This window comes from Nocardioides sp. GCM10023255, from assembly GCF_042653125.1.
Classification (GTDB): domain Bacteria; phylum Actinomycetota; class Actinomycetes; order Propionibacteriales; family Nocardioidaceae; genus Nocardioides.
Map to the genome: position 1 here is coordinate 123,246 of NZ_JBHSHU010000004.1, position 19,251 is coordinate 142,496.

Sequence of the window (19,251 nt, forward strand, 5' to 3'; positions counted from 1 at the left end):
TTCGTCGACTATAGGGCCGAGGCGACGCTCCTGCCGATCGCACGGGCGTGAGAGGTGGTTCCCGAGAAGTTCATGGCCAGCATCCGACCCCACCGCGGCCGGCCTCGGAACCCCCTCAGGCGGTGGCCGTTCGCCGCCAGGGGGCCGGCTCGCCCTGCAGCCACCAGCTCAGCGTCCGGGTCATCCGGGGCAGCACGACGTAGGTCATCAGCGGCGTCATGACCAAGGTGGTCACCAGCGCGCGCTCCAGCAGCGTGATGTCGGGCGCCACGTGCGTCAGGACCCACGACGCCAGCAGGCTCAGCGGGAAGAACGCCAGCCAGATCACCGTCGCCTGCTTGTACCGCGGCGGTGCGGCCTGCGGCAGCCGCAGGTCACGGACGTCACGCGTGGTCGGGTCGTCGAACCAGCCCTCGATGCCCGTCCGCCGCTCCACCCGCGACTCCACGACCCCGAGACCGGCGGACGCGTCGCGCCACCACTGGCGCTCGTGCGAGGACTCCCAGCCCGCGAGCGCATCGGCGTCCGCGAACCGGTAGAGGACGTGCCAGGTCTCCGAGTCGCGCTCGGGCCGGACCCATCCGGCGCCCAGGAAGCCGGGGAACTTCTCGGCGAGGGTCATGCCGGCGGACATCCAGCTCATCATCTCGGCCTCGCGGCCGGGGTCGAGATGACGCGTGATGGAGACGGTCACGGGTGAGCTCATCGGAAAATCGTCGGCCCGGGGGCGTTGCCCCGCAAATTCGCGTCTGCTGGCACAGTGTGCCCATGCCGGAGTCTGCTGAAGAGGTCTACGCCCGGGTCGTCGCCGCTGTCGGGGAGGACGGCCGCCTGCCGACCCCGCCGCTCGTCGAGTGGGACATCTTCCCGTGGGAGGTCGTCGACGGCGCGATCGTGCCGAAGGTGCTGCCGCCCCCGGCCGACGAGGAGCCGCGGGCCGGGGAGGCCGGCGCGCCGTGCCCGACCTGCGAGCGGGACCCCGCCCGCGACATCTGGGAGAACGAGCGCTGGGTCGTGACCCGGATGGCGGAGCCGACCGGGCTGCCGATCGCGCTGTTCCTGCAGAGCAAGGAGCACCAGGACTTCAGCGAGATGGACGACGAGCTCGCCTCGGAGTACGGCCGGATCTCGGTCTGGCTGAGCCGGATCATGTGCCGCCTGCCGAACATCGGGCGGGTGCACGTGAGCCGCTGGGGCGACGGCAGCAGCCACCTGCACGTCTGGTTCGTGGCGCGGACCGCCCGACAGGCCGGCGTCAAGGGCAGCTTCGCCATCCAGTGGGACGACGTGCTGCCGCCGGTGCCCGAGGACGTGTGGCGCGCGGACCTGGCCACCATCGCCCACAAGCTGGCCAACCACGACGGGCGCGCGCTGGTCTGAGCCGCCTCAGAAGCGGACCTCGAACGACCGAGCGCCGCCGTCGCGCGACTCCCGCACGGCGACGTGCTGGACGCGGGCCATCGGCGGGCCGCTGCTGCACCACCCGACGAGCGCGTCGACCGCCTCGGCGTCGCCCTCGAAGTGACCGCCGACGGAGCCGTCCGGCTCGTTGCGGACCCACCCGGCGACGCCCAGCCGGTGCGCCTGCTGCTCGGTGTACATCCGGAACGCGACGCCCTGCACCCGACCGGTCACCCGCACGTCCACTGCCTTGCGCACCCGCCCATTGTGCGCGTCGTACGACGGACCGACGCGCCACGGCTTGGGCGGCCGGGTCAGAGTGAGGGGGTGAGCGAGGAGACCGCGACCGCCGCGCCGGGCGAGCAGGAGGCCTACGAGCCCGACCCCCGGCGCTGGCGGATCCTCGGCGTCACGCTGGTGATCGGGTTCATGGCGCTGCTCGACGTCACCATCGTCAACGTCGCGATCCCCTCGATCCGCGCCGGGCTCGACACCTCGGCCTCGACGGTCCAGTGGGTGGTGTCCGGCTACGCGCTGGCCTTCGGCCTGACGCTGGTGACGGGCGGGCGGCTCGGCGACGCCTACGGGCGGCGCCGGATGATGCTCGTCGGGCTGACCGGGTTCGTGGTCGCCAGCGCGGCGGTGGGGCTGGCGCCGACCGCGGGGTGGGTGATCGGCGCACGGCTGGTGCAGGGGGCGGCCGCCGGGTTCCTGACGCCGCAGAACTCGGGGCTCATCCAGCAGCTCTTCCGGGGGCCAGAGCGCGGGCGCGCGTTCGGCTTCTTCGGGCTGACGGTCTCCATCTCCTCCGGACTGGGGCCCGTGATCGGCGGCGTCATCATCACCCTGCTCGGCGAGGAGAACGGCTGGCGCTACCTCTTCCTCGTCAACGTCCCGATCGGCCTGGTCGCGATGGTGTTCGTGGCCCGGATGGTGCCGCAGCGGCCGCGGGAGTCCCAGGACCGGACCCGCCTCGACCACCTCGGTGCGGCGCTGCTCGGGGGCGGGGTGCTGTGCCTGCTGTTCCCCCTGGTGAGCGTCGAGAGCGGGGCCCGGCTGCCGTTGCTGCTGCTGGCCGGCGCCCCGGTGTTCCTCTGGGGCTTCGTGCGCTGGGAGCGGCGGGTCGGGCGGCGTGGCGGCGCACCGCTGCTCGACGTCGGCCTGCTGCGGCGTACCCCCGGCTACGCCAACGGGCTGGCGGTCGGCGCGCTCTACTTCACCGGCTTCACCGGGATCTTCCTGGTGCTCTCGGTCTACCTGCAGGAGGGGATGGGGTTCTCGCCGCTGGCCGCCGGCCTGCTGCTGACACCGTTCGCGGTCGGGTCGGCGTTCACCGCGCCGCTGGCCGGCAGGCTGGTCTCGCGGATCCACCGGCTCATCACGGTCATCGCCCTCAGCGTGATGATGGCCGGGGTGCTGGTGGTCGCGCTGCTCGTCCCGGGGCGTGGCGCCGAGGGACTCTGGCTGGTGCTGGTGCCGCCGCTGCTGGTCGCCGGCCTCGGTGGGGGCGGGGTCGTCTCCCCGAACTTCACCCTGTCCCTGGCGGAGGTCCCACCCCAGATGGGCGGCGCTGCCGGTGGTGCCCTCCAGACCGGCCAGCGGATCGGGTCCTCGATCGGCGCGGCCCTGTTGATGACGGTCTACGGCCTCGCCGCCACCTCGTCGCCGGGCCGGGGTCTCCAGCTCGCACTGCTCTCCTCGCTCGCGGTCCTCGCCGTCGCCATGGTGATGGCCGTGCGGTCGCTGCGCCAGGAGGGCCGGAGCGGCTAGAGGATCGCGCCCGGGGAGTACGCCGCGGCCTCCGGGTACCGCGCGGTCACCTCGGCCACCCGGCGCACGACGCTCTCGACCTGGTCGACCGCGGCGCCGGTGAAGGTGATCGGCTCGGCGACCAGCGACTCCAGCTGCCCGGCGGTGAGGCCGAGGCGCGGGTCGGCGGCGAGGCGGGCGAAGACGTCGTTCTCGGCCTGGCCACGACGCATGTCGAGGGCGACGCCGACGGCGGCCTCCTTGATCGCCTCGTGGGCGACCTCGCGGCCGACCCCGTTGCGGACCGCGGCCATCAGCACCTTGGTGGTGGCGAGGAACGGCAGGTAGCGGTCCAGCTCGCGCTGCACCACCGCCGGGAAGGCGCCGAACTCGTCGAGCACGGTCAGGAAGGTCTGGAAGAGCCCGTCGGCGGCGAAGAAGGCGTCCGGCAGAGCGACCCGGCGTACGACGGAGTCGGAGACGTCACCCTCGTTCCACTGGTCGCCGGCGAGCTCGCCGATCATCGACAGGTGGCCGCGGAGCACGACCGCCAGGCCGTTGACCCGCTCGCAGGAGCGGCTGTTCATCTTGTGCGGCATCGCCGAGGAGCCGACCTGGCCCTCCTTGAACCCCTCGGTCACCAGCTCGTTGCCGGCCATCAGCCGGATCGTGGTGGCCAGGTTGGACGGGCCGGCCACCAGCTGCACCAGCGAGGAGACCACGTCGAGGTCCAGCGAGCGCGGGTAGACCTGGCCGACCGAGGTCAGCACCCGCTCGAAACCGAGGTGGGCAGCCACCCGCTGCTCGAGCTCGGCGAGCTTGGCGGCGTCGCCGTCGAGCAGGTGGAGCATGTCCTGGGCGGTGCCCATCGGCCCCTTGATGCCGCGCAGCGGGTAGCGACCCAGCAGGTCCTCGATCCGCTCGAGCCCGATCAGCATCTCGTCGGCGACGGTGGCGAACCGCTTGCCGAGCGTCGTCGCCTGCGCCGCCACGTTGTGCGAGCGGCCGGCCATCACCGTGGTCTCGTGCTCGGCGGCCAGGCGGGCCAGGCGCGCCAGCGCCGCGACGGCCCGGTCACGCAGCAGCGCCAGCGACTGGCGGACCTGGAGCTGCTCGACGTTCTCCGTCAGGTCGCGCGAGGTCATGCCCTTGTGGATGTGCTCGTGCCCCGCGAGCGCGCTGAACTCCTCGATCCGCGCCTTCACGTCGTGGCGGGTGACCCGCTCGCGCGCGGCGATCGACTCGAGGTCGACCTTGTCGACGACGTCGCGGTAGGCCTCGACGACCCCGTCGGGCACCTCGATGCCGAGGTCACGCTGCGCCTCGAGCACGGCGATCCAGAGCTGCCGCTCCAGCACGATCTTGTGCTCGGGGGACCAGATCTGGGCGAGGTCCGCTCCGGCGTAGCGGGTGGCGAGGACGTTGGGGACGGTCACGCGATCTCCTGCACTGCGGTGGCTCGGTCCCCCGATTGTCCCACGCGCTCAGCCGGTCTCCGGACGGGAGGGAGTGCCCGTCCACTGGGCGAACGCCGGCATCCGCCGGATCGCGAAGTCCCGGCCCGGCCCGCTGTGAAGGCGGTGCCCACGCACCTGCTCGAACCACGGCCCCGGCTCGCGGAGGGTCAGGTCGGCACTGCGGACCTGACGCAACGCCACGCCGGTCAGCTCCGCGCCGAGGGCCACGAACCCCGCGACCGTGGCCACGAACGGCACGAACCCGAGCTGCTCGCACCGGGCAGACAGCAGGACGCGGGTCAGATCGGACAGGTCCCACCCGCCCCGCAGCCCGTGCAGCTGAAGGTCTCGAGGGGCCGTCATGTCCACGTCCCGACGAGCGATGAAGACCTCGCGGCCCCGCCGCCGGATCTCGGCGTCCATGGCGAACGGCGCGCTCTGCCCACCGTGCTCCAGCCAGGGCCAGGTTGCGAGCTCGAGCACCTTCGCGCGCTCGTACAGATGGGCAGCCGACGTGATCTGCGCTGGCCCGGCGAACCCGGCCGCCAGCAGACGACGGGCCTGCCGACCGGTCACGCCTGCGCACGCGAGCAGCGACGCAGCCTGACGAGCGGAGATGAGCACCACGGCACGCTAACCGTGCGCGGATCGGTCCGACAGTGCGCGCCGTCGCGCCTGTGGAAGAGGCACCTCGCCGGGGCTCCGTGCACCGGCTGCCTGCCGAGGACGCCTGACCAGCACGCCCGACGAACACCTGCGTCGAGCACTGGGGAGAGGGTCGCGAGTGTGCCCCTCTCCCCAGTGCTCAGCCGGATGCCTTGAGGGCGATGTCGGTGCGGCGCTGGACGCCCTCGAACTCGATGGCGGCCACACCCTCGTACGCCGCGGCACGGGCGGCCGCGACGTCGGGACCGGTCCCGACCACCGCGAGCACCCGCCCGCCGGCCGTCACGAGGTCGTCACCGGACAGGGCGGTGCCCGCCTGGATCACGTGGACCCCCTCGATCGCCTCGGCCCGATGGAGGCCGGTGATCACCTCGCCCGACGACGAGGACTCCGGGTAGCCGCCGCTGGCGAGGACGACCGCCACCGCCGCGCCGTCCTTCCACGCCGGGGGCGGCACGTCGGCGAGGGCGCCGGTCGCGGCGGCGTGCAGCAGCGTGGCGAGCGAGGAGTCGAGCAGCGCGAGCAGCGGCTGGGTCTCGGGGTCCCCGAAGCGGGCGTTGAACTCCACCACCCGGGTGCCCCGCGAGGTGAGCGCGAGCCCGGCGTACAGCAGCCCGGCGAACGGCGTGCCGCGGCGGGCCATCTCGTCGACGGTCGGCTGCAGGACGGTGCGCAGCACCTCGTCGACCAGCCCCTCGGGCGCCCAGGGCAGGGGCGTGTAGGCGCCCATGCCGCCGGTGTTGGGGCCCTGGTCGTCGTCGCGGATCCGCTTGAAGTCCTGGGCCGGCAGCAGCGGGTAGACCGTGGTGCCGTCGGTGACGGCGAAGAGGGAGACCTCGGGGCCGTCGAGGTACTCCTCGATCACGACCTGCTCGCACGCGGCCGCGTGGTCCACCGCCGCCTGGCGGTCCTCGGTCACGACGACCCCCTTGCCCGCGGCGAGGCCGTCGTCCTTGACGACGTACGGCGCCCCGAGCTCGTCGAGCGCGGCCGCGGCCTGCTCGGGGGTGGTGCAGACGAACGCCCGTGCCGTCGGCACCCCCGCGGCCTCCATGACCTCCTTGGCGAACGCCTTGGAGCCCTCGAGCCGGGCGGCCTCGCGCGTCGGCCCGAAGCAGGCGATCCCACGCTCGCGGACGGCGTCGGCGACCCCGGCCACCAGCGGCGCCTCGGGGCCGACCACGACGAGGTCCACGCCGAGGGAGGCCGCGAGGCCGGCGACAGCCTCACCGGACAGCGGATCCACCGGGTGCAGGGTCGCCGGGCCGGCCATGCCGGGGTTCCCGGGGGCCGCGTGCACCGCGGTGACGACCGGGTCCTGGGCCAGCGCCCGCACCAGGGCGTGCTCACGACCACCGGTGCCGATGACCAGGACCGAGAGGGAGGACGGCGAGGGGGAGGTCACGGGCGTCAAGGGTAGTGCCGCTCGACGTCCACCCCCGCCGCGGTCCGCGTCAGGCCGGGTGCACCTCGATCGTCTGCTCGCGGCCCGGCCCCACGCCCACGCCCCAGATGCGGGTGCCGGAGATCTCCTCGAGCGCCTGGACGTAGGCCTGGGCGTTCTTGGGCAGGTCCTCGAAGGTCCGGCAGCCGGAGATGTCGGTCCTCCAGCCGTCGAAGTACTCGTAGACGGGCTTGGCGTGGTGGAACTCGGTCTGCGTCATCGGCATCTCGTCGTGGCGCACGCCGTCGATCTCGTAGGCGACGCACACCGGGATCCGGTCCCAGCTGTCGAGCACGTCGAGCTTGGTGAGGAAGTAGTCCGTCAGCCCGTTGACGCGGCTGGAGTAGCGCGCGACGACGGCGTCGTACCAGCCGCAGCGACGGGTCCGGCCGGTGGAGACACCGATCTCGCCGCCGATCCTCTGCAGGTTGATGCCGTCCTCGTCGAACAGCTCGGTGGGGAACGGGCCGGAGCCGACGCGGGTGGTGTAGGCCTTGATCACGCCGATCACGCGGTCGATCCGGGTCGGGCCGACCCCGGCGCCGGTGCAGACCCCACCCGCGACCGGGTTGCTGCTGGTCACGAAGGGGTAGGTGCCGTGGTCGACGTCGAGCATCGTGGCCTGGGCGCCCTCGAACAGCACGGTGCGGCCCTCGTCGAGCGCGGTGTTCAGCAGCAGTGAGGTGTCCTTGACCATCGGCCGCAACCGGTCGACGTACGACAGCAGCTCCTCGACCACGGCGTCGACCTCGATCGCGCGGCGGTTGTAGACCTTGGCGAGCAGGTGGTTCTTGATGTCGAGAGAAGCCTCGACCTTCTGCCGCAGGATGCCCTCGTCGAAGAGGTCGGCGACCCGGATCCCGACGCGGTTGATCTTGTCGGCGTACGCCGGGCCGATGCCCCGCCCGGTCGTGCCGAGCTTGCTCGCGCCGAGGAACCGCTCGGCGACCTTGTCGATCGTCGAGTGGTACGACGCGATGACGTGCGCGTTGGCGCTGACGACGAGGTCGGCGACCTCCACCCCGCGCTCGAGCAGCGCGTCGAGCTCGCGGAACAGCGCCTCGGGCGAGACCACGACGCCGTTGGCGATCACCGAGGTGGCGCCGGGCGTCAGGATCCCGCTCGGGAGCAGGTGCGTGGCGAACTTCTCGCCGTTGACCACGATGGTGTGGCCTGCGTTGTGGCCGCCGCTGGTGCGGACGACGTAGTCGATGGTCTCGGTCGTGGCGAGCTGGTCGGTCGCCTTGCCCTTGCCCTCGTCGCCCCACTGGGCGCCGAGGATGACGATGGCGGGCATCGCTTACCCCTCAGGTGGACTGCAGGAAATGCAAGGAGCCCCGGCAACAGCGCACCGGGGCTCTTGCGGCCACACGATACCGCAGGACGTCCGGATGGCCCTGCTCGACGGACCGCGCCTCGGATAGGGTCCGGCGAGTGGACCCCCTACTCGTCATCACCAACAGCGACGCCGGCACCGCCGACCAGGAGTCGCTGGAGCTCGCCCTGACGGTGCTGCGCGAGCACGCGTCCGTGGAGGTCCAGGCCACCGGCGACCCCGGTGAGCTCGACGGCGTCCTGCACCGCGCCGGCTCCCGCCGGATCGTGGTCGCGGGCGGCGACGGCAGCCTGCACGCGGTCGTGTCGGCGCTGCACCGTCGCAACGACCTGAAGGGCTCGGTGCTCGGGCTGCTGCCGCTCGGCACGGGCAACGACTTCGCCCGCGGCGTCGACATCCCGCTCGACATCGAGGAGGCCGCCCGGGTGATCCTGCACGGCGAGGTGCGGCCGATGGACCTGGTGGTCGACGAGGTCGGCGAGGTGGTCGTCAACAGCGTCCACGTCGGGGCCGGGGCCAACGCCAGCCGCCGCGGCGCGCGCTGGAAGGAGCGGCTGGGCTCGGTCGGGGTGGGCAAGGTCAACCTCGGCAAGCTCGGCTACCCGATCGGCGCCGCGCTCACCGCCTGGAACCCGCCGATCCTGCGGCTGCGGGTCGAGGTGGACGGACGTGTGGTGAACGACTTCGACGACCCGGTCCTGATGGTCGCCGTCGGCAACGGCTCCTCGGTCGGCGGCGGCGCCGAGCTCACCCCCGACGCCACGCCGGAGGACGGCCGCGTCGACGTGATGATCTCGCGGGCGGTCGGCCCGCTGGAGCGGGTCCGGTACGCCATCCACCTCGGCCTCGCCCGGCACCCCGAGCGCGACGACGTCACCTACCTGCGCGGCTCGACGGTGTCGGTCTCCGGCGAGGAGTTCTGGGTGAGTGCGGACGGGGAGATCTACGGCCCCGAGCGGCAGCGGACCTGGCACGTGGAGCCCGAGGCCTACTCGATGGTGCTGCCCCGCTCGTAGCCAGTCGCGTCACCGGGAGTCGCGTCACCGGCAGCCACGTCACAACCAGCCGCGGCGCACGGCCTCCACCCCGGCCTGGAACCGGGTGTCGGCGCCGAGCTCGGTCAGCACGTCGGCGACGCGGCGGCGTACCGTCCGCAGGCTGATGCCGAGGGTCCGGGCGACCTGCTCGTCCTGGGCGCCCGAGGCCAGCTGCTGCAGCATGAACCGGCGCAGGTCGGGTCGAGCCTCGCCGCGGTCGAGGGCGGGCACCGGCGCGGCGCGCTCCCACAACAGCTCGAAGAGCAGCGTCAGCGCCTCGACCAGTCCCTGCTGGCGCACCAGCGACCGGGGCTCGTCGGTGAAGCCCAGCGGCTCGGGCAGCACGGCGTGCGTGGTGCCGATGATGAACATGCGGGTCGGGAGGTCGGGCAGCACCCGGATCTGCTCCCCGATCTCGGCGCGGGCTCGCAGGGTGTCCGGCGCCTCGGTCAGGGCCCGCACCGGGTAGATCGCGCGCGAGCGCCGGCCGCTGGCGATGAGGTCGCGGACCACGCCCAGCATCGCGTCCTCACGGGGGATCCGCCACTGGTCGGGGCGCAGCCAGAGGATGTCGCCCTTGCTCTGCGCCATCAGCGCAGCGATCAGCGCGACCGGCTGACCGCCGGAGCTGATCTCGCCGTCGATCGGCTCGACGTCGTGCACCTCTCCCGGCGCCGGACGCGCTGCACCGGCGGTCAGGAAGGGGATCGCGGCGGCCAGCGCGTCGAGGCGGCGGCGGGCCCGGGCCGCCTCGCCGGCCTGGTCCGCGACCAGCCTGGCCAGCGCCTCCGAGGGCGTCTCGACGAACACCCGGCCGGCCTCGATCCGGACCACCTCGTGCTCCATCAGCGGCGCGAGGTCGGACATCAGCTCCTGGGGCGAGCGCAGCAGCGCCTGCGCGACCGAGACCAGCTCACGGCCGGACTGCTTGAGCACCCGCTCGTAGAGCCGGTCGACCGTGGGCGGGAAGCCGAGGGCGGTCATGACGCTGATCGGGGCGCGGCGCGGCATTCTGGCAGGTTAGTGTCAAGGGCCGCTGTTAGCCAGCTGGCACGGACCTGTCAATGCGAAGATTCCTGTGCGCGTCGCGCAGCCGCACCTCCTCTCGGGGAGGGCGCGGCGGCAGGCACGACCCACATCGGGGGATGCGGTCGAGCAGCCGACGCAAGGGACAGGGCGTCGGAATCGCCACAGGGGACGATTCCGAGGCCCTTCCCGCATTTGCGGCCCGTTCCCGCCGCGGACGCCTCGTCCGCCTTTCGGAGCGGTGCCCCGCGCCCGGTAGCGTTGCGGCTCGGCACACCACCCGAGCACGACCGAGCAGCAGGAGCAGCGAGCAGCATGGGACGAGGCGCAGAGGCCTCCACGGGGCACGCCCCCACCGACTGGGTCACCCGCGCGGCGGACGACGCGATCCGCCACGCCCGGCAGGCCGACGAGCTGGCCGGCACCGACGGCGGCCGGGTCATCACCTGCGCGTCCGGTGCCAGCCCGTCCGGACCGGTGCACCTGGGCAACCTGCGCGAGTTCCTCACCGTGCACTTCGTCGCCGAGGAGATCCGGCGGCGCGGGATCGCGGTGCGCCACCTGCACAGCTGGGACGACTACGACCGCTTCCGCAAGGTGCCGGCCGGCGTCGACCCGTCCTGGTCCGAGCACATCGGCCGCCCGCTGTCCGCCGTGCCGGACCCGTGGTCCTGCCACGAGTCGTGGGCCGAGCACTTCAAGGCGCCGCTGCAGGCCTCGCTGCGCGAGATGGGCGTGGAGATGGAGGAGGTCTCCCAGACCGAGCAGTACCGCGCCGGCGCCTACCGCGACGAGATCCTCACCGCCGTGCGCCGCCGCGACGAGATCGAGACCGTGCTCGCCGCCTACCGCACCAAGAAGACCGCCCCGGTCGCCGAGAGCGAGCAGGAGGCCGAGGCGCTCGAGGAGTCCGTCGCCGACGAGGACGACGAGACCGGGGTGCCGGACGGAGCGGCGGGCGACCTGTCCCGCTTCCCCTTCAAGCCCTACTGCCGCGACTGCGGCCGCGACACGACCACGGTCACGTCGTACGACGACGAGACGACCGACCTCGCCTACACCTGCCAGGCGTGCGCGTTCGAGGGCGTCACGAACCTGACCACCCAGCACGAGGGCAAGCTGGTGTGGAAGGTCGACTGGCCGATGCGCTGGTCGGTCGAGGGCGTGGACTTCGAGCCCGGCGGCGTGGACCACGCGACGCCCGGGTCGTCGTACACCGTCGGCAAGGAGCTGGTGAAGAGGATCTACGGCGGGCGCGCCCCGTCGTTCGTCGGCTACTCCTTCGTCGGCGCGGGCGGCCAGGTCAAGATGTCGTCGTCGCGGGGCAAGGTCCCGACCGCGGCCGACGCGCTGAAGATCCTCGAGGCGCCGATCCTGCGCTGGCTCTACGTCCGCCGGCAGCCGAAGCAGGCGTTCAACGTCGACTTCGGCGCCGAGGTGGTGCGCCTCTACGACGAGTGGGACGCGCTGGGCCGCAAGGCGGCGAACCCCGACAAGCGCGACGCCCAGGTCCTCGCCTTCGAGCGCGCCTCCGCGACCGCCGCAGCCGGCACCCTGCCCACCCCGGCGGTGGTCGTGCCGTTCCGCGTGCTGTCCTCGGTCGCCGACGTGACCGCCGGCAGCGCGGAGCTGATCAGCCGCACGATCGGGCACGTGGGCTACGAGCACGCCGACGTCGACGAGCTCGAGCCCCGGCTCAGCCGGGCGATGACCTGGATGGCCGACTTCGTCCCCGCCGAGGACCGCACCACCGTGCGCACCGAGCCGGACCGCGACCGGCTGGCCACGCTCTCCGACCGCGAGCGCCAGTGGATCAGCCTGCTGCTCGACGGCCTCTCCGAGGAGCTCGACATCGAGCCGGTGACCACGCTGGTCTACGGTGTGCCGAAGCTCGCGCACGGGCTGCCGCTGGACGCCGACCCGACCGACGAGGTCAAGGCCGACCAGAAGGCGTTCTTCAAGCTGCTCTACAACCTGCTGGTCGACGCCGACCGCGGCCCGCGGCTGCCCACGCTGATCGTCGCGCTGGGCACCGGCCCGGTGCGCTCGCTGCTGACCCCCTGACGGACCGGCCCGGCGGCGTCACCCGGGCAGCGTCACCCGGGCAGCGTCATCCGAGCGGCGTCATGCGAGCAGGGCGTCGTAGGCCGCGGGGCTGGAGTCGCGCAGGAACTCCGAGCAGCGCTCCCACTCCGCGGTCTCGCCGATGGCGCGCGCCGCTGCGGCGAGCATCGCCAGGCAGCGCAGGAAGCCGCGGTTCGGCTCGTGCTCCCACGGGACCGGGCCGTGGCCCTTCCAGCCGTTGCGACGCAGCATGTCCAGGCTGCGGTGGTAGCCGACGCGGGCGTAGGCGTAGACGGTCACGTCGTCGGCGTCCGCGTCGCGGGCCTGCTCGGCCAGCGCGGCCCAGGCGAACGGCGAGGCAGGGTTACGGCGTACGACGTCCACCGGAGCCTCCCCCGCAGCCAGCTCGGCGGCGGCCGGGTCCTCCGGCAGGTGGGTGGGCGGGGGGCCGGCCATCAGGTCACCGAAGGAAGTCATGGAGGCCATTGTCCATGGCCGGGTGTTGACTTCTCCCATGACCCACTCCGCACCTGTCACTCGGGCCGAGACGCAGGAGAAGGACCCGTGGCCGGCCCTCTTCGCGCTGTGCATCGGCTTCTTCATGATCCTGGTCGACACGACCATCGTCTCGGTCGCGACCCCCGCCATCATCGAGGACCTGCACGCCGGCGTGAACGACGTCGTCTGGGTGACCAGCGCCTACCTGCTGGCCTACGCCGTCCCGGTCCTCATCACCGGGCGGCTCGGCGACCGGTTCGGCCCCAAGCGGCTCTACCTGACCGGGCTCACGGTGTTCACCCTGGCCTCGCTGTGGTGCGGGCTGACGGGCACCATCGAGGGCCTGATCATCGCGCGGGTCGTCCAGGGCCTCGGCGCCTCGATGATCACCCCCCAGACGATGGCGATCATCACCCGCATCTTCCCTGCGGCCCGGCGCGGCGCGGCGATGGCGCTCTGGGGTGCCACCGCCGGTGTGGCCACGCTCGTCGGCCCGATCCTCGGCGGCGTGCTGGTCGACGCGCTCGGCTGGGAGTGGATCTTCTTCATCAACGTGCCGGTGGGCCTGGTCGGCTTCGTGCTCGCCTGGCGGCTGGTGCCGACCCTGCCGACGCACTCGCACAGCTTCGACTGGCTCGGCGTCGCGCTCAGCGGCCTCGGCATGTTCCTGCTGGTCTTCGGCATCCAGGAGGGCCACCAGTACGAGTGGAGCACGGCGATCTGGCTGATGATCGCCACCGGCCTCGTCGTGCTCGCGGCCTTCGTGTTCTGGCAGTCGCGCAACACCCGGGAGCCGCTGGTCCCGCTGGGCCTGTTCCGCGACCGCAACTTCTCGCTGGCCAACGTCGCCATCACGGTCATGGGCTTCTCGATCACGTCGCTGTCCATCCCGATCATGATCTGGGCCCAGGTGGTCCGTGGCCTGAGCCCGACGCGGGCGGCGCTGCTGCTGGTGCCGATGGCGGTCATGACGCTGGTGCTGGCCCGGCTGGTCGGCCAGCTGACCGACCGCGTCCACCCGCGGATCATCACGGCGTTCGGGTTCGCCTGCCTGTTCGCCGGCCTGCTGTGGCTGTCCACCGTGATGACCCCGGACACCTCGATCTGGTGGACGGTGCCGCCCATGGTCGTCTTCGGCATCGGCAACGCCTTCGTCTGGGCGCCGAACAGCGCGACCGCGACCCGCAACCTGCCGGTCCAGCAGGCCGGTGCCGGGTCCGGCGTCTACAACGCCACCCGCCAGGTCGGCGCGGTGCTGGGCTCCGCCGCGATCGCGGTGCTGATCGACTCGCGGCTCGCTGCCGAGGGGCTGCCGTCGTTCAGCGGCCAGGGAGGGGGCGAGGGCGCCTCCGCGGGCAGCGGCCTGCCGCCCCAGGTCGCGCAGGCGTTCAGCGACGCGATGGCGACCTCGGTGCTGCTGCCCACCGCGGCCTTCGTCCTCGGTTTCATCGCGGTGCTCTTCTTCGAGAAGCCGAAGCACCAGGGCTTCGGCGTGACCGCCGGTGAGTCCGCCGCACCCGGGACGGGCGCCCGACCGGTCGTCGACGCGGGCTGACCTCCAGCAGGACGTCAGACGGCCCGGTCGCTGGAGCGACCGGGCCGTCTGACGTTGCGGGGGGTGCGGAGCCTCAGGCGGAGACGGACTTCCCGGCCGAGCGGAGGTTCTCGCAGGCCTCGACGACACGCGCGGCCATGCCGGCCTCGGCGGCCTTGCCCCAGGCGCGCGGGTCGTAGGCCTTCTTGTTGCCGACCTCGCCGTCGACCTTCAGGACGCCGTCGTAGTTGGTGAACATGTGGCCGGCCACCGGGCGGGTGAAGGCGTACTGCGTGTCGGTGTCGACGTTCATCTTCACCACGCCGAAGTCGACCGCCGCACCGATCTCCTCCGCGGTCGAGCCGGAGCCGCCGTGGAAGACCAGGTCGAACGGGCGCGCGCCGGCCTCGAGGCCGAGCTCCTTCACGACCGCCTCCTGGGCGTGCTTGAGGATCTCGGGGCGGAGCTTGACGTTGCCGGGCTTGTAGACGCCGTGCACGTTCCCGAAGGTCAGCGCGGTCATGTAGCGGCCGTCCTCGCCGGTGCCGAGCGCCTTGACGGTGGCGATGGCGTCCTCGGGGGTGGAGTAGAGCTTCTCGTCGATCGCACCGACGACACCGTCCTCCTCGCCGCCGACGACGCCGACCTCGATCTCGAGGATGATCCGGGCCTTGGCGCACTTCTCGAGCAGCTCGCGGGCGATCTGGAGGTTCTCGTCCAGCGGCACGGCGGAGCCGTCCCACATGTGCGACTGGAACAGCGGCAGCTCGCCGCGGGCGACGCGCTCGGCCGAGATGTCGACCAGCGGGCGCACGAAGCCGTCGAGCTTGTCCTTGGGGCAGTGGTCGGTGTGCAGCGCGACGTTGACCGGGTAGTTCTTGGCAACCTCGGCGGCGAACGCGGCGAAGGCGACCGAGCCGGTGACCATGTTCTTCACCGACGGGCCGGAGAAGTACTCCGCACCACCGGTGGAGACCTGGATGATCCCGTCGGACCCGGCGTCGGCGAACCCCTTGAGGGCGGCGTTCAGGGTCTGCGACGACGACACGTTGATGGCCGGGAACGCGAAGGCGTTCTTCTTGGCCTCATCGAGCATCTGGGCGTAGGTCTCGGGGGTGGCGATGGGCATCTGGAACTCCTCGGCCGGCGTGCTGGGCGCGTCCCACCCTAGTGGCTCCGCGACGGACCGCAGAGGGGTCGTTCGGTCCTCGGTGCCGGGGGCAGCGCCTAGGGTCGGGGCGTGACCCTCCCGACGTTGCGCACCAGCCGCCGCAGCAGCGAGCTCGACCTGCCCGCGGACGCCGCGTGGGCCGTGGTCGCCTCCGGCAGGGCTGGCCGCCAGTGGTACGTCGACGCCGCGCCGTTCGTGCTGCGCGGCGGCCTCGACCGGCTCGTCGGCGGCCGTGGCCGGCCGTGGGACCCGCCCGGCACCCCGCTGCTGGCGGCGGGCGACACCGCCGGCTTCTGGCGCGTCCTCGCCGCGGGCCACGACGGCGACCGGCGCCGGCTCGTGCTCGAGGCCGCGGTGCGCGCACCCGGCCGGGTCGTGCTGACCACCGAGGTCGAGCCCGCCGACGAGGCGCGCAGCCGGCTGCACCAGGAGGTGGCGTTCGAGCCGCACGGGGTGCTGGGCCGCGCCTACCTGCTGGTCGACCTGCCGGCCCGCGAGGCGGTCGCGGAGCTCGTGCACCGGCGGCTCCTGGCCGACCTGGTCACGGGACCGCGATGAGCGTCGCGGGGCGCTACGTCGCCGTGGTGGGGCCGGCCGGCACGGCCCGGGGGTCCGACCTCGTGCACGCCGAGGGGGTCGGCCGCCGGCTCGCGCTGGCCGGAGCCGTCGTGCTCACCGGCGGGCACCACGGGGTGATGCGGGCAGCGGCCGCGGGGGCGACCGGCGCCGGCGGGGTGGCCATCGGCCTGCTGCCCGGGCTGGACCGCGCCGCGGGTGCCGTCGAGCACACCTACCTGCTCCCCACCGGGCTGGGCGAGCTCCGCAACGGGCTGCTGGTCCGGGCCGCCGACGCGGTGGTGGCCGTCGGGTGCAGCTGGGGCACGCTCAGCGAGATCGCGCTGGCCCGGCGGACCGGCGTACCCCTCGTCCTCCTCGACCCCTGGGAGCTGCCCGAGGACGTGGGCACGGTGGTGGCCGACGCCGCCGCGGCGATCGAGGCGCTGGCGGAGCTGCTGCCATGACAACCTTTCGCCGCTGCGAGCCGTATCCCACCTGAGAGCACACGACAGGGGGAGCCATGGACATCCGCGACGAGATCGACCGCAGCTTCGGCTCCGGTCCCGAGCCCGGGCCGGTCACCGCACTGGTCTCCGAGGGACGGCGGGCGCTGCGACGTCGGCGGCTCGTGACCGGGGCGGCGGCCGCCGCCGTGGTGGTCGCGATCGGCGGCACCACCGCCCTGGCCACCGCCGGCGGCGGTCATCCTCAGGGAGCTCCGGTCGCCGGCGAGCCGAAGGCCACCACGACGACCGGATCGCCCACCCCGTCACCCACGACCGCGCCCGAGCGGTTGGCTGTCGTGACGGACAAGAGGGCCGCGCTCATGGGCATGGACGTCTCGCTCCAGCCGGACGGCACCCTGCACGTGGCTCCGGGCGTCAAGGTCGTCCGCGTGGTCGACAACCCCTACCACCGCAAGGCGCCGTCGATCTCCGCCGCGGTCGTCTACCGGCTCAACGGCCAGACCTACTGGTACGCCGGCTACGTCGACAAGCTCAAGGGCGGGGGCTCCGCCAGCCAGCAGGCGATGACCGAGCTCGGCTTCCGCGACTGGATCGACGAGCAGGCCCCCATCCAGGGCTCCGAGCGGGGCGGCGACCCGGGCAGCGACGTGACCGAGTGGCCGGGCCAGGTCACCATGCAGCTGGTGCGCTTCGACGGCGACAGCGAGCGGCTCCAGCCGCTCGACGCGGTGACGATGGTCCAGCAGCGACCGCACCCCGCCGTGGGTGAGTCCTTCGCGGGCCCGGACGACCGGACCGCGGTCGCGGAGGTGGAGTTCGAGGGCGAGCGCTACTACGTCCTGGCCCGCCGCTCCGCCGGCGCCCCGGCGCAGTACATCGCGGTCTCCGCCGCCGACGGGGGCGCCACCCTGGACGCGTTCCTGGACCTCGCGCGCCAGCGCTACGCCGAAGGCGGCGGTGGGCTGCTGTGAGGGCCGAGAACCGCGACGCGGCGTACACCGACTTCGTGCGGGCGCGCCGCACCCACCTGCGGCGGATCGCCTACGCGATCTGCGGCGACTGGCACCGCGCCGACGACCTGGTGCAGACCGCCCTGGTCAAGCTGTACGTCGCCTGGCCGCGGGTGCGCCGCGACGGCCACGAGGAGGCGTACGTCCGCACGATCATCGTGCGGGCGAACATCGACGAGTCCCGACGGCCGTGGCGCCGGGAGGTGTCCGGCCTCGACGGACCCGAGCGCGAGGCACGCGAGCCGCTGCCGGTCGAGGAGCGCTCGGCGCTGTTCGACGCCCTGCAGCAGCTGCCGCTCATGCAGCGCAAGACGGTGCTGCTGCGGCACTGGCTGGGCCTGTCCGTGGCCGAGACCGCCGCGGAGCTGTCCATCAGCCAGGGCACGGTCAAGAGCCACAGCTCCCGCGGGCTGGCGGCGCTGCAGGAGGTGCTCGCCTCGCACTGAGCAGGGGTCGTGCGGCCCTCGGGTCAACCCCGCCAGGCGGCGTCGCCGGAGAGATCGGCGTGCGCGCGCACCCACGCGTGCATCGCGATCGCGGCCGCGGCCGAGGCGTTGATCGAGCGGGTGGAGCCGAACTGCGCGATCGAGAACGTCCCGTCGACGGCCTCGCGGGCCCCCGCCGAGAGCCCGGGCCCCTCCTGGCCGAACAGGAAGCAGACCCGGCGCGGCACGGTCATCGTCTCGAGGTGCTGCGACCCGGGCAGGTTGTCGATGCCGAGCAGCGAGACCGGCCCACCCGGCTGCTCGTGGAGGTACGCCGCGAGGTCGGCCACCGTCGGGTGGTGCCGCACGTGCTGGTAGCGGTCGGTCACCATCGCGCCGCGTCGGTTCCAGCGGCGGTTGCCCACGATGTGCACCTCGGCGGCGAGGAACGCGTTCGCCGAGCGGACGATGGTGCCGATGTTGAAGTCGTGCTGCCAGTTCTCGATCGCCACGTGGAAGTCGTGGCGCCGGCTGTCGAGGTCGGCCACGATCGCCTCGACCGTCCAGTACCGGTAGCGGTCCACCACGTTGCGGCGGTCGCCCTCGGCGAGCAGCTGCGCGTCGTACTGCTCCCCCGTCGGCCACGGCCCCGGCCAGGGCCCGACCCCGACCTCCTCCGGGCCGTGCGGCATGGGGTCGTACGGCGCCCGGCGCTCCGCCATCAGCCGCTCGTCCATCAGCCCGTCCTCCATCAGAAGGCCGACACCGACCCGGGCGCCCGCTGCGGGCGGCTGAGCGCCCGCACGACCGCGGCCTGGCCGTGGCGGCGCACGGACACGCCCGCGAGCAGCGTTATTACCGGGGTGACCACGTCCTCGGGGAACTCCGGCGTGGGCACGTCGATGCTCGCGGCGAGGTCGTCGGCGTGGACGACGATCTCCATCAACCGGGTGACCACCCAGTCGTGGGAGGTCAGGCTCCACCCCTGCCAGGGGATGTGCACGGTGTCGGGGTCCCGGGGCGCCCGCAACGCCGTCGGCAGGTCCGCCAGCGTCGAGTCCAGCAGCTCCTTCAGCGCGTCGGGCCCGCCCGCGGCCTCGGCGTCCGAGCCCTCGCGGATCCCCACGTTGACCTCGTCGTCGAGGGAGGAGTGCACCCAGGCCGCGCGGTCGTAGTGCTCGATCACCCCGATCGGCTGCTCCTCGGACGGCGCTGCAGTGAGCAGCCGCAGCATCGTGACCGCCTGGCCCACCAGGTGGTGCGCCAGGCCGCCGACGCTCATGCCGGCGCAGGCGCTCTCGTCGGTCCACCGGGCGGCCACCTCGGGCCGGGTGGCGAGCTCCCCCGCGATCCGGGCTGCGGCGAGGAAGGCGTCGGCGTCGCGGTCGTCCACAGCCGGAACCGTACC

At 73.0% G+C, this 19,251-nt stretch carries 20 protein-coding genes; 9 read left to right on the top strand and 11 right to left on the bottom strand.

Going from position 1 to position 19,251, the window contains the following annotated elements; translation table 11 throughout:
- Nucleotides 1-115: 115 nt before the first annotated feature.
- Complete coding sequence (locus ACFO9I_RS08105) at nucleotides 116-706, bottom strand: antibiotic biosynthesis monooxygenase (protein WP_379179606.1); 591 nt, start codon at nucleotides 704-706, stop codon at nucleotides 116-118.
- A gap of 62 nt (nucleotides 707-768) precedes the next feature.
- Here ACFO9I_RS08105 and ACFO9I_RS08110 point away from each other — a divergent pair, with 62 nt between their 5' ends.
- Entirely contained in the window at nucleotides 769-1,380 is a 612-nt protein-coding gene (locus ACFO9I_RS08110; protein WP_379179608.1) for a hypothetical protein, read from the top strand.
- Nucleotides 1,381-1,386: 6 nt separating this feature from the next.
- Here ACFO9I_RS08110 and ACFO9I_RS08115 read toward each other — a convergent pair whose 3' ends face one another.
- The gene (locus tag ACFO9I_RS08115) at nucleotides 1,387-1,659 is read right to left on the bottom strand and encodes an acylphosphatase (RefSeq protein ID WP_379179610.1); all 273 of its coding nucleotides are present in this window, start codon (nucleotides 1,657-1,659) and stop codon (nucleotides 1,387-1,389) included.
- A 69-nt stretch (nucleotides 1,660-1,728) separates the two neighbouring features.
- Here ACFO9I_RS08115 and ACFO9I_RS08120 point away from each other — a divergent pair, with 69 nt between their 5' ends.
- Entirely contained in the window at nucleotides 1,729-3,171 is a 1,443-nt protein-coding gene (locus ACFO9I_RS08120) for an MFS transporter (RefSeq protein ID WP_379179612.1), read from the top strand.
- Here ACFO9I_RS08120 and purB read toward each other — a convergent pair.
- The 4 genes from purB to ACFO9I_RS08140 form a co-directional block, all read right to left on the bottom strand.
- The gene (purB, locus tag ACFO9I_RS08125) at nucleotides 3,168-4,586 is read right to left on the bottom strand and encodes an adenylosuccinate lyase (protein WP_379179614.1); all 1,419 of its coding nucleotides are present in this window, start codon (nucleotides 4,584-4,586) and stop codon (nucleotides 3,168-3,170) included. The genes ACFO9I_RS08120 and purB overlap by 4 nt on opposite strands.
- Nucleotides 4,587-4,634: 48 nt before the next feature.
- On the bottom strand, nucleotides 4,635-5,231 hold the full coding sequence (locus ACFO9I_RS08130) for a hypothetical protein (RefSeq protein WP_379179615.1): 597 nt from the start codon (nucleotides 5,229-5,231) through the stop codon (nucleotides 4,635-4,637).
- Between the two features lie 181 nt (nucleotides 5,232-5,412).
- Entirely contained in the window at nucleotides 5,413-6,678 is a 1,266-nt protein-coding gene (gene purD / locus ACFO9I_RS08135) for a phosphoribosylamine--glycine ligase (protein WP_379179617.1), read from the bottom strand.
- Nucleotides 6,679-6,727: 49 nt separating this feature from the next.
- Nucleotides 6,728-8,014, bottom strand: a complete 1,287-nt coding sequence (locus ACFO9I_RS08140) for an adenylosuccinate synthase (RefSeq protein ID WP_379179619.1) — start codon at nucleotides 8,012-8,014, stop codon at nucleotides 6,728-6,730.
- A gap of 137 nt (nucleotides 8,015-8,151) precedes the next feature.
- Between ACFO9I_RS08140 and ACFO9I_RS08145 the strand changes: the two genes are divergently transcribed.
- On the top strand, nucleotides 8,152-9,069 hold the full coding sequence (locus ACFO9I_RS08145) for a diacylglycerol/lipid kinase family protein (RefSeq protein WP_379179621.1): 918 nt from the start codon (nucleotides 8,152-8,154) through the stop codon (nucleotides 9,067-9,069).
- Between the two features lie 39 nt (nucleotides 9,070-9,108).
- Here ACFO9I_RS08145 and ACFO9I_RS08150 read toward each other — a convergent pair whose 3' ends face one another.
- Nucleotides 9,109-10,101 (bottom strand): DNA-binding response regulator, encoded by a 993-nt coding sequence (locus tag ACFO9I_RS08150; RefSeq protein ID WP_379179623.1) that lies wholly within the window; start codon nucleotides 10,099-10,101, stop codon nucleotides 9,109-9,111.
- Nucleotides 10,102-10,431: 330 nt separating this feature from the next.
- On the opposite strand from ACFO9I_RS08150, the gene lysS reads away from it, so the two are divergent.
- The gene (gene lysS, locus ACFO9I_RS08155) at nucleotides 10,432-12,180 is read left to right on the top strand and encodes a lysine--tRNA ligase (RefSeq protein WP_379179625.1); all 1,749 of its coding nucleotides are present in this window, start codon (nucleotides 10,432-10,434) and stop codon (nucleotides 12,178-12,180) included.
- A gap of 60 nt (nucleotides 12,181-12,240) precedes the next feature.
- Here lysS and ACFO9I_RS08160 read toward each other — a convergent pair whose 3' ends face one another.
- The gene (locus ACFO9I_RS08160; protein WP_379179627.1) at nucleotides 12,241-12,666 is read right to left on the bottom strand and encodes a DUF3151 domain-containing protein; all 426 of its coding nucleotides are present in this window, start codon (nucleotides 12,664-12,666) and stop codon (nucleotides 12,241-12,243) included.
- A 28-nt stretch (nucleotides 12,667-12,694) separates the two neighbouring features.
- Between ACFO9I_RS08160 and ACFO9I_RS08165 the strand changes: the two genes are divergently transcribed.
- On the top strand, nucleotides 12,695-14,233 hold the full coding sequence (locus tag ACFO9I_RS08165; protein WP_379179629.1) for a DHA2 family efflux MFS transporter permease subunit: 1,539 nt from the start codon (nucleotides 12,695-12,697) through the stop codon (nucleotides 14,231-14,233).
- A gap of 73 nt (nucleotides 14,234-14,306) precedes the next feature.
- Here the strand turns inward: ACFO9I_RS08165 and fbaA are convergent, their stop codons facing one another.
- Nucleotides 14,307-15,341 carry a class II fructose-bisphosphate aldolase gene (gene fbaA / locus ACFO9I_RS08170; RefSeq protein ID WP_379179631.1) on the bottom strand — a complete coding sequence of 345 codons (1,035 nt, stop codon included), beginning with the start codon at nucleotides 15,339-15,341 and terminating at the stop codon, nucleotides 14,307-14,309.
- A 111-nt stretch (nucleotides 15,342-15,452) separates the two neighbouring features.
- Between fbaA and ACFO9I_RS08175 the strand changes: the two genes are divergently transcribed.
- The 4 genes from ACFO9I_RS08175 to ACFO9I_RS08190 are packed head-to-tail and all read left to right on the top strand — an operon-like array spanning nucleotide 15,453 to nucleotide 17,864.
- Nucleotides 15,453-15,941 (top strand): DUF2867 domain-containing protein, encoded by a 489-nt coding sequence (locus ACFO9I_RS08175; RefSeq protein ID WP_379179633.1) that lies wholly within the window; start codon nucleotides 15,453-15,455, stop codon nucleotides 15,939-15,941.
- Nucleotides 15,938-16,405, top strand: a complete 468-nt coding sequence (locus tag ACFO9I_RS08180) for a TIGR00725 family protein (protein WP_379179634.1) — start codon at nucleotides 15,938-15,940, stop codon at nucleotides 16,403-16,405. The genes ACFO9I_RS08175 and ACFO9I_RS08180 overlap by 4 nt, the downstream gene beginning before the upstream one ends.
- 56 nt (nucleotides 16,406-16,461) lie before the next feature.
- Nucleotides 16,462-17,379 (top strand): hypothetical protein, encoded by a 918-nt coding sequence (locus tag ACFO9I_RS08185; protein WP_379179636.1) that lies wholly within the window; start codon nucleotides 16,462-16,464, stop codon nucleotides 17,377-17,379.
- Entirely contained in the window at nucleotides 17,376-17,864 is a 489-nt protein-coding gene (locus ACFO9I_RS08190) for a SigE family RNA polymerase sigma factor (protein WP_379179638.1), read from the top strand. The genes ACFO9I_RS08185 and ACFO9I_RS08190 overlap by 4 nt, the downstream gene beginning before the upstream one ends.
- Nucleotides 17,865-17,887: 23 nt before the next feature.
- On the opposite strand, the gene ACFO9I_RS08195 is transcribed toward ACFO9I_RS08190, so the two are convergent.
- Nucleotides 17,888-18,580, bottom strand: a complete 693-nt coding sequence (locus ACFO9I_RS08195) for a TrmH family RNA methyltransferase (protein ID WP_379179640.1) — start codon at nucleotides 18,578-18,580, stop codon at nucleotides 17,888-17,890.
- A 14-nt stretch (nucleotides 18,581-18,594) separates the two neighbouring features.
- Nucleotides 18,595-19,236: a maleylpyruvate isomerase N-terminal domain-containing protein gene (locus tag ACFO9I_RS08200; RefSeq protein WP_379179642.1), complete on the bottom strand. Its 642-nt coding sequence runs from the start codon at nucleotides 19,234-19,236 to the stop codon at nucleotides 18,595-18,597.
- Nucleotides 19,237-19,251 lie beyond the last annotated feature (15 nt).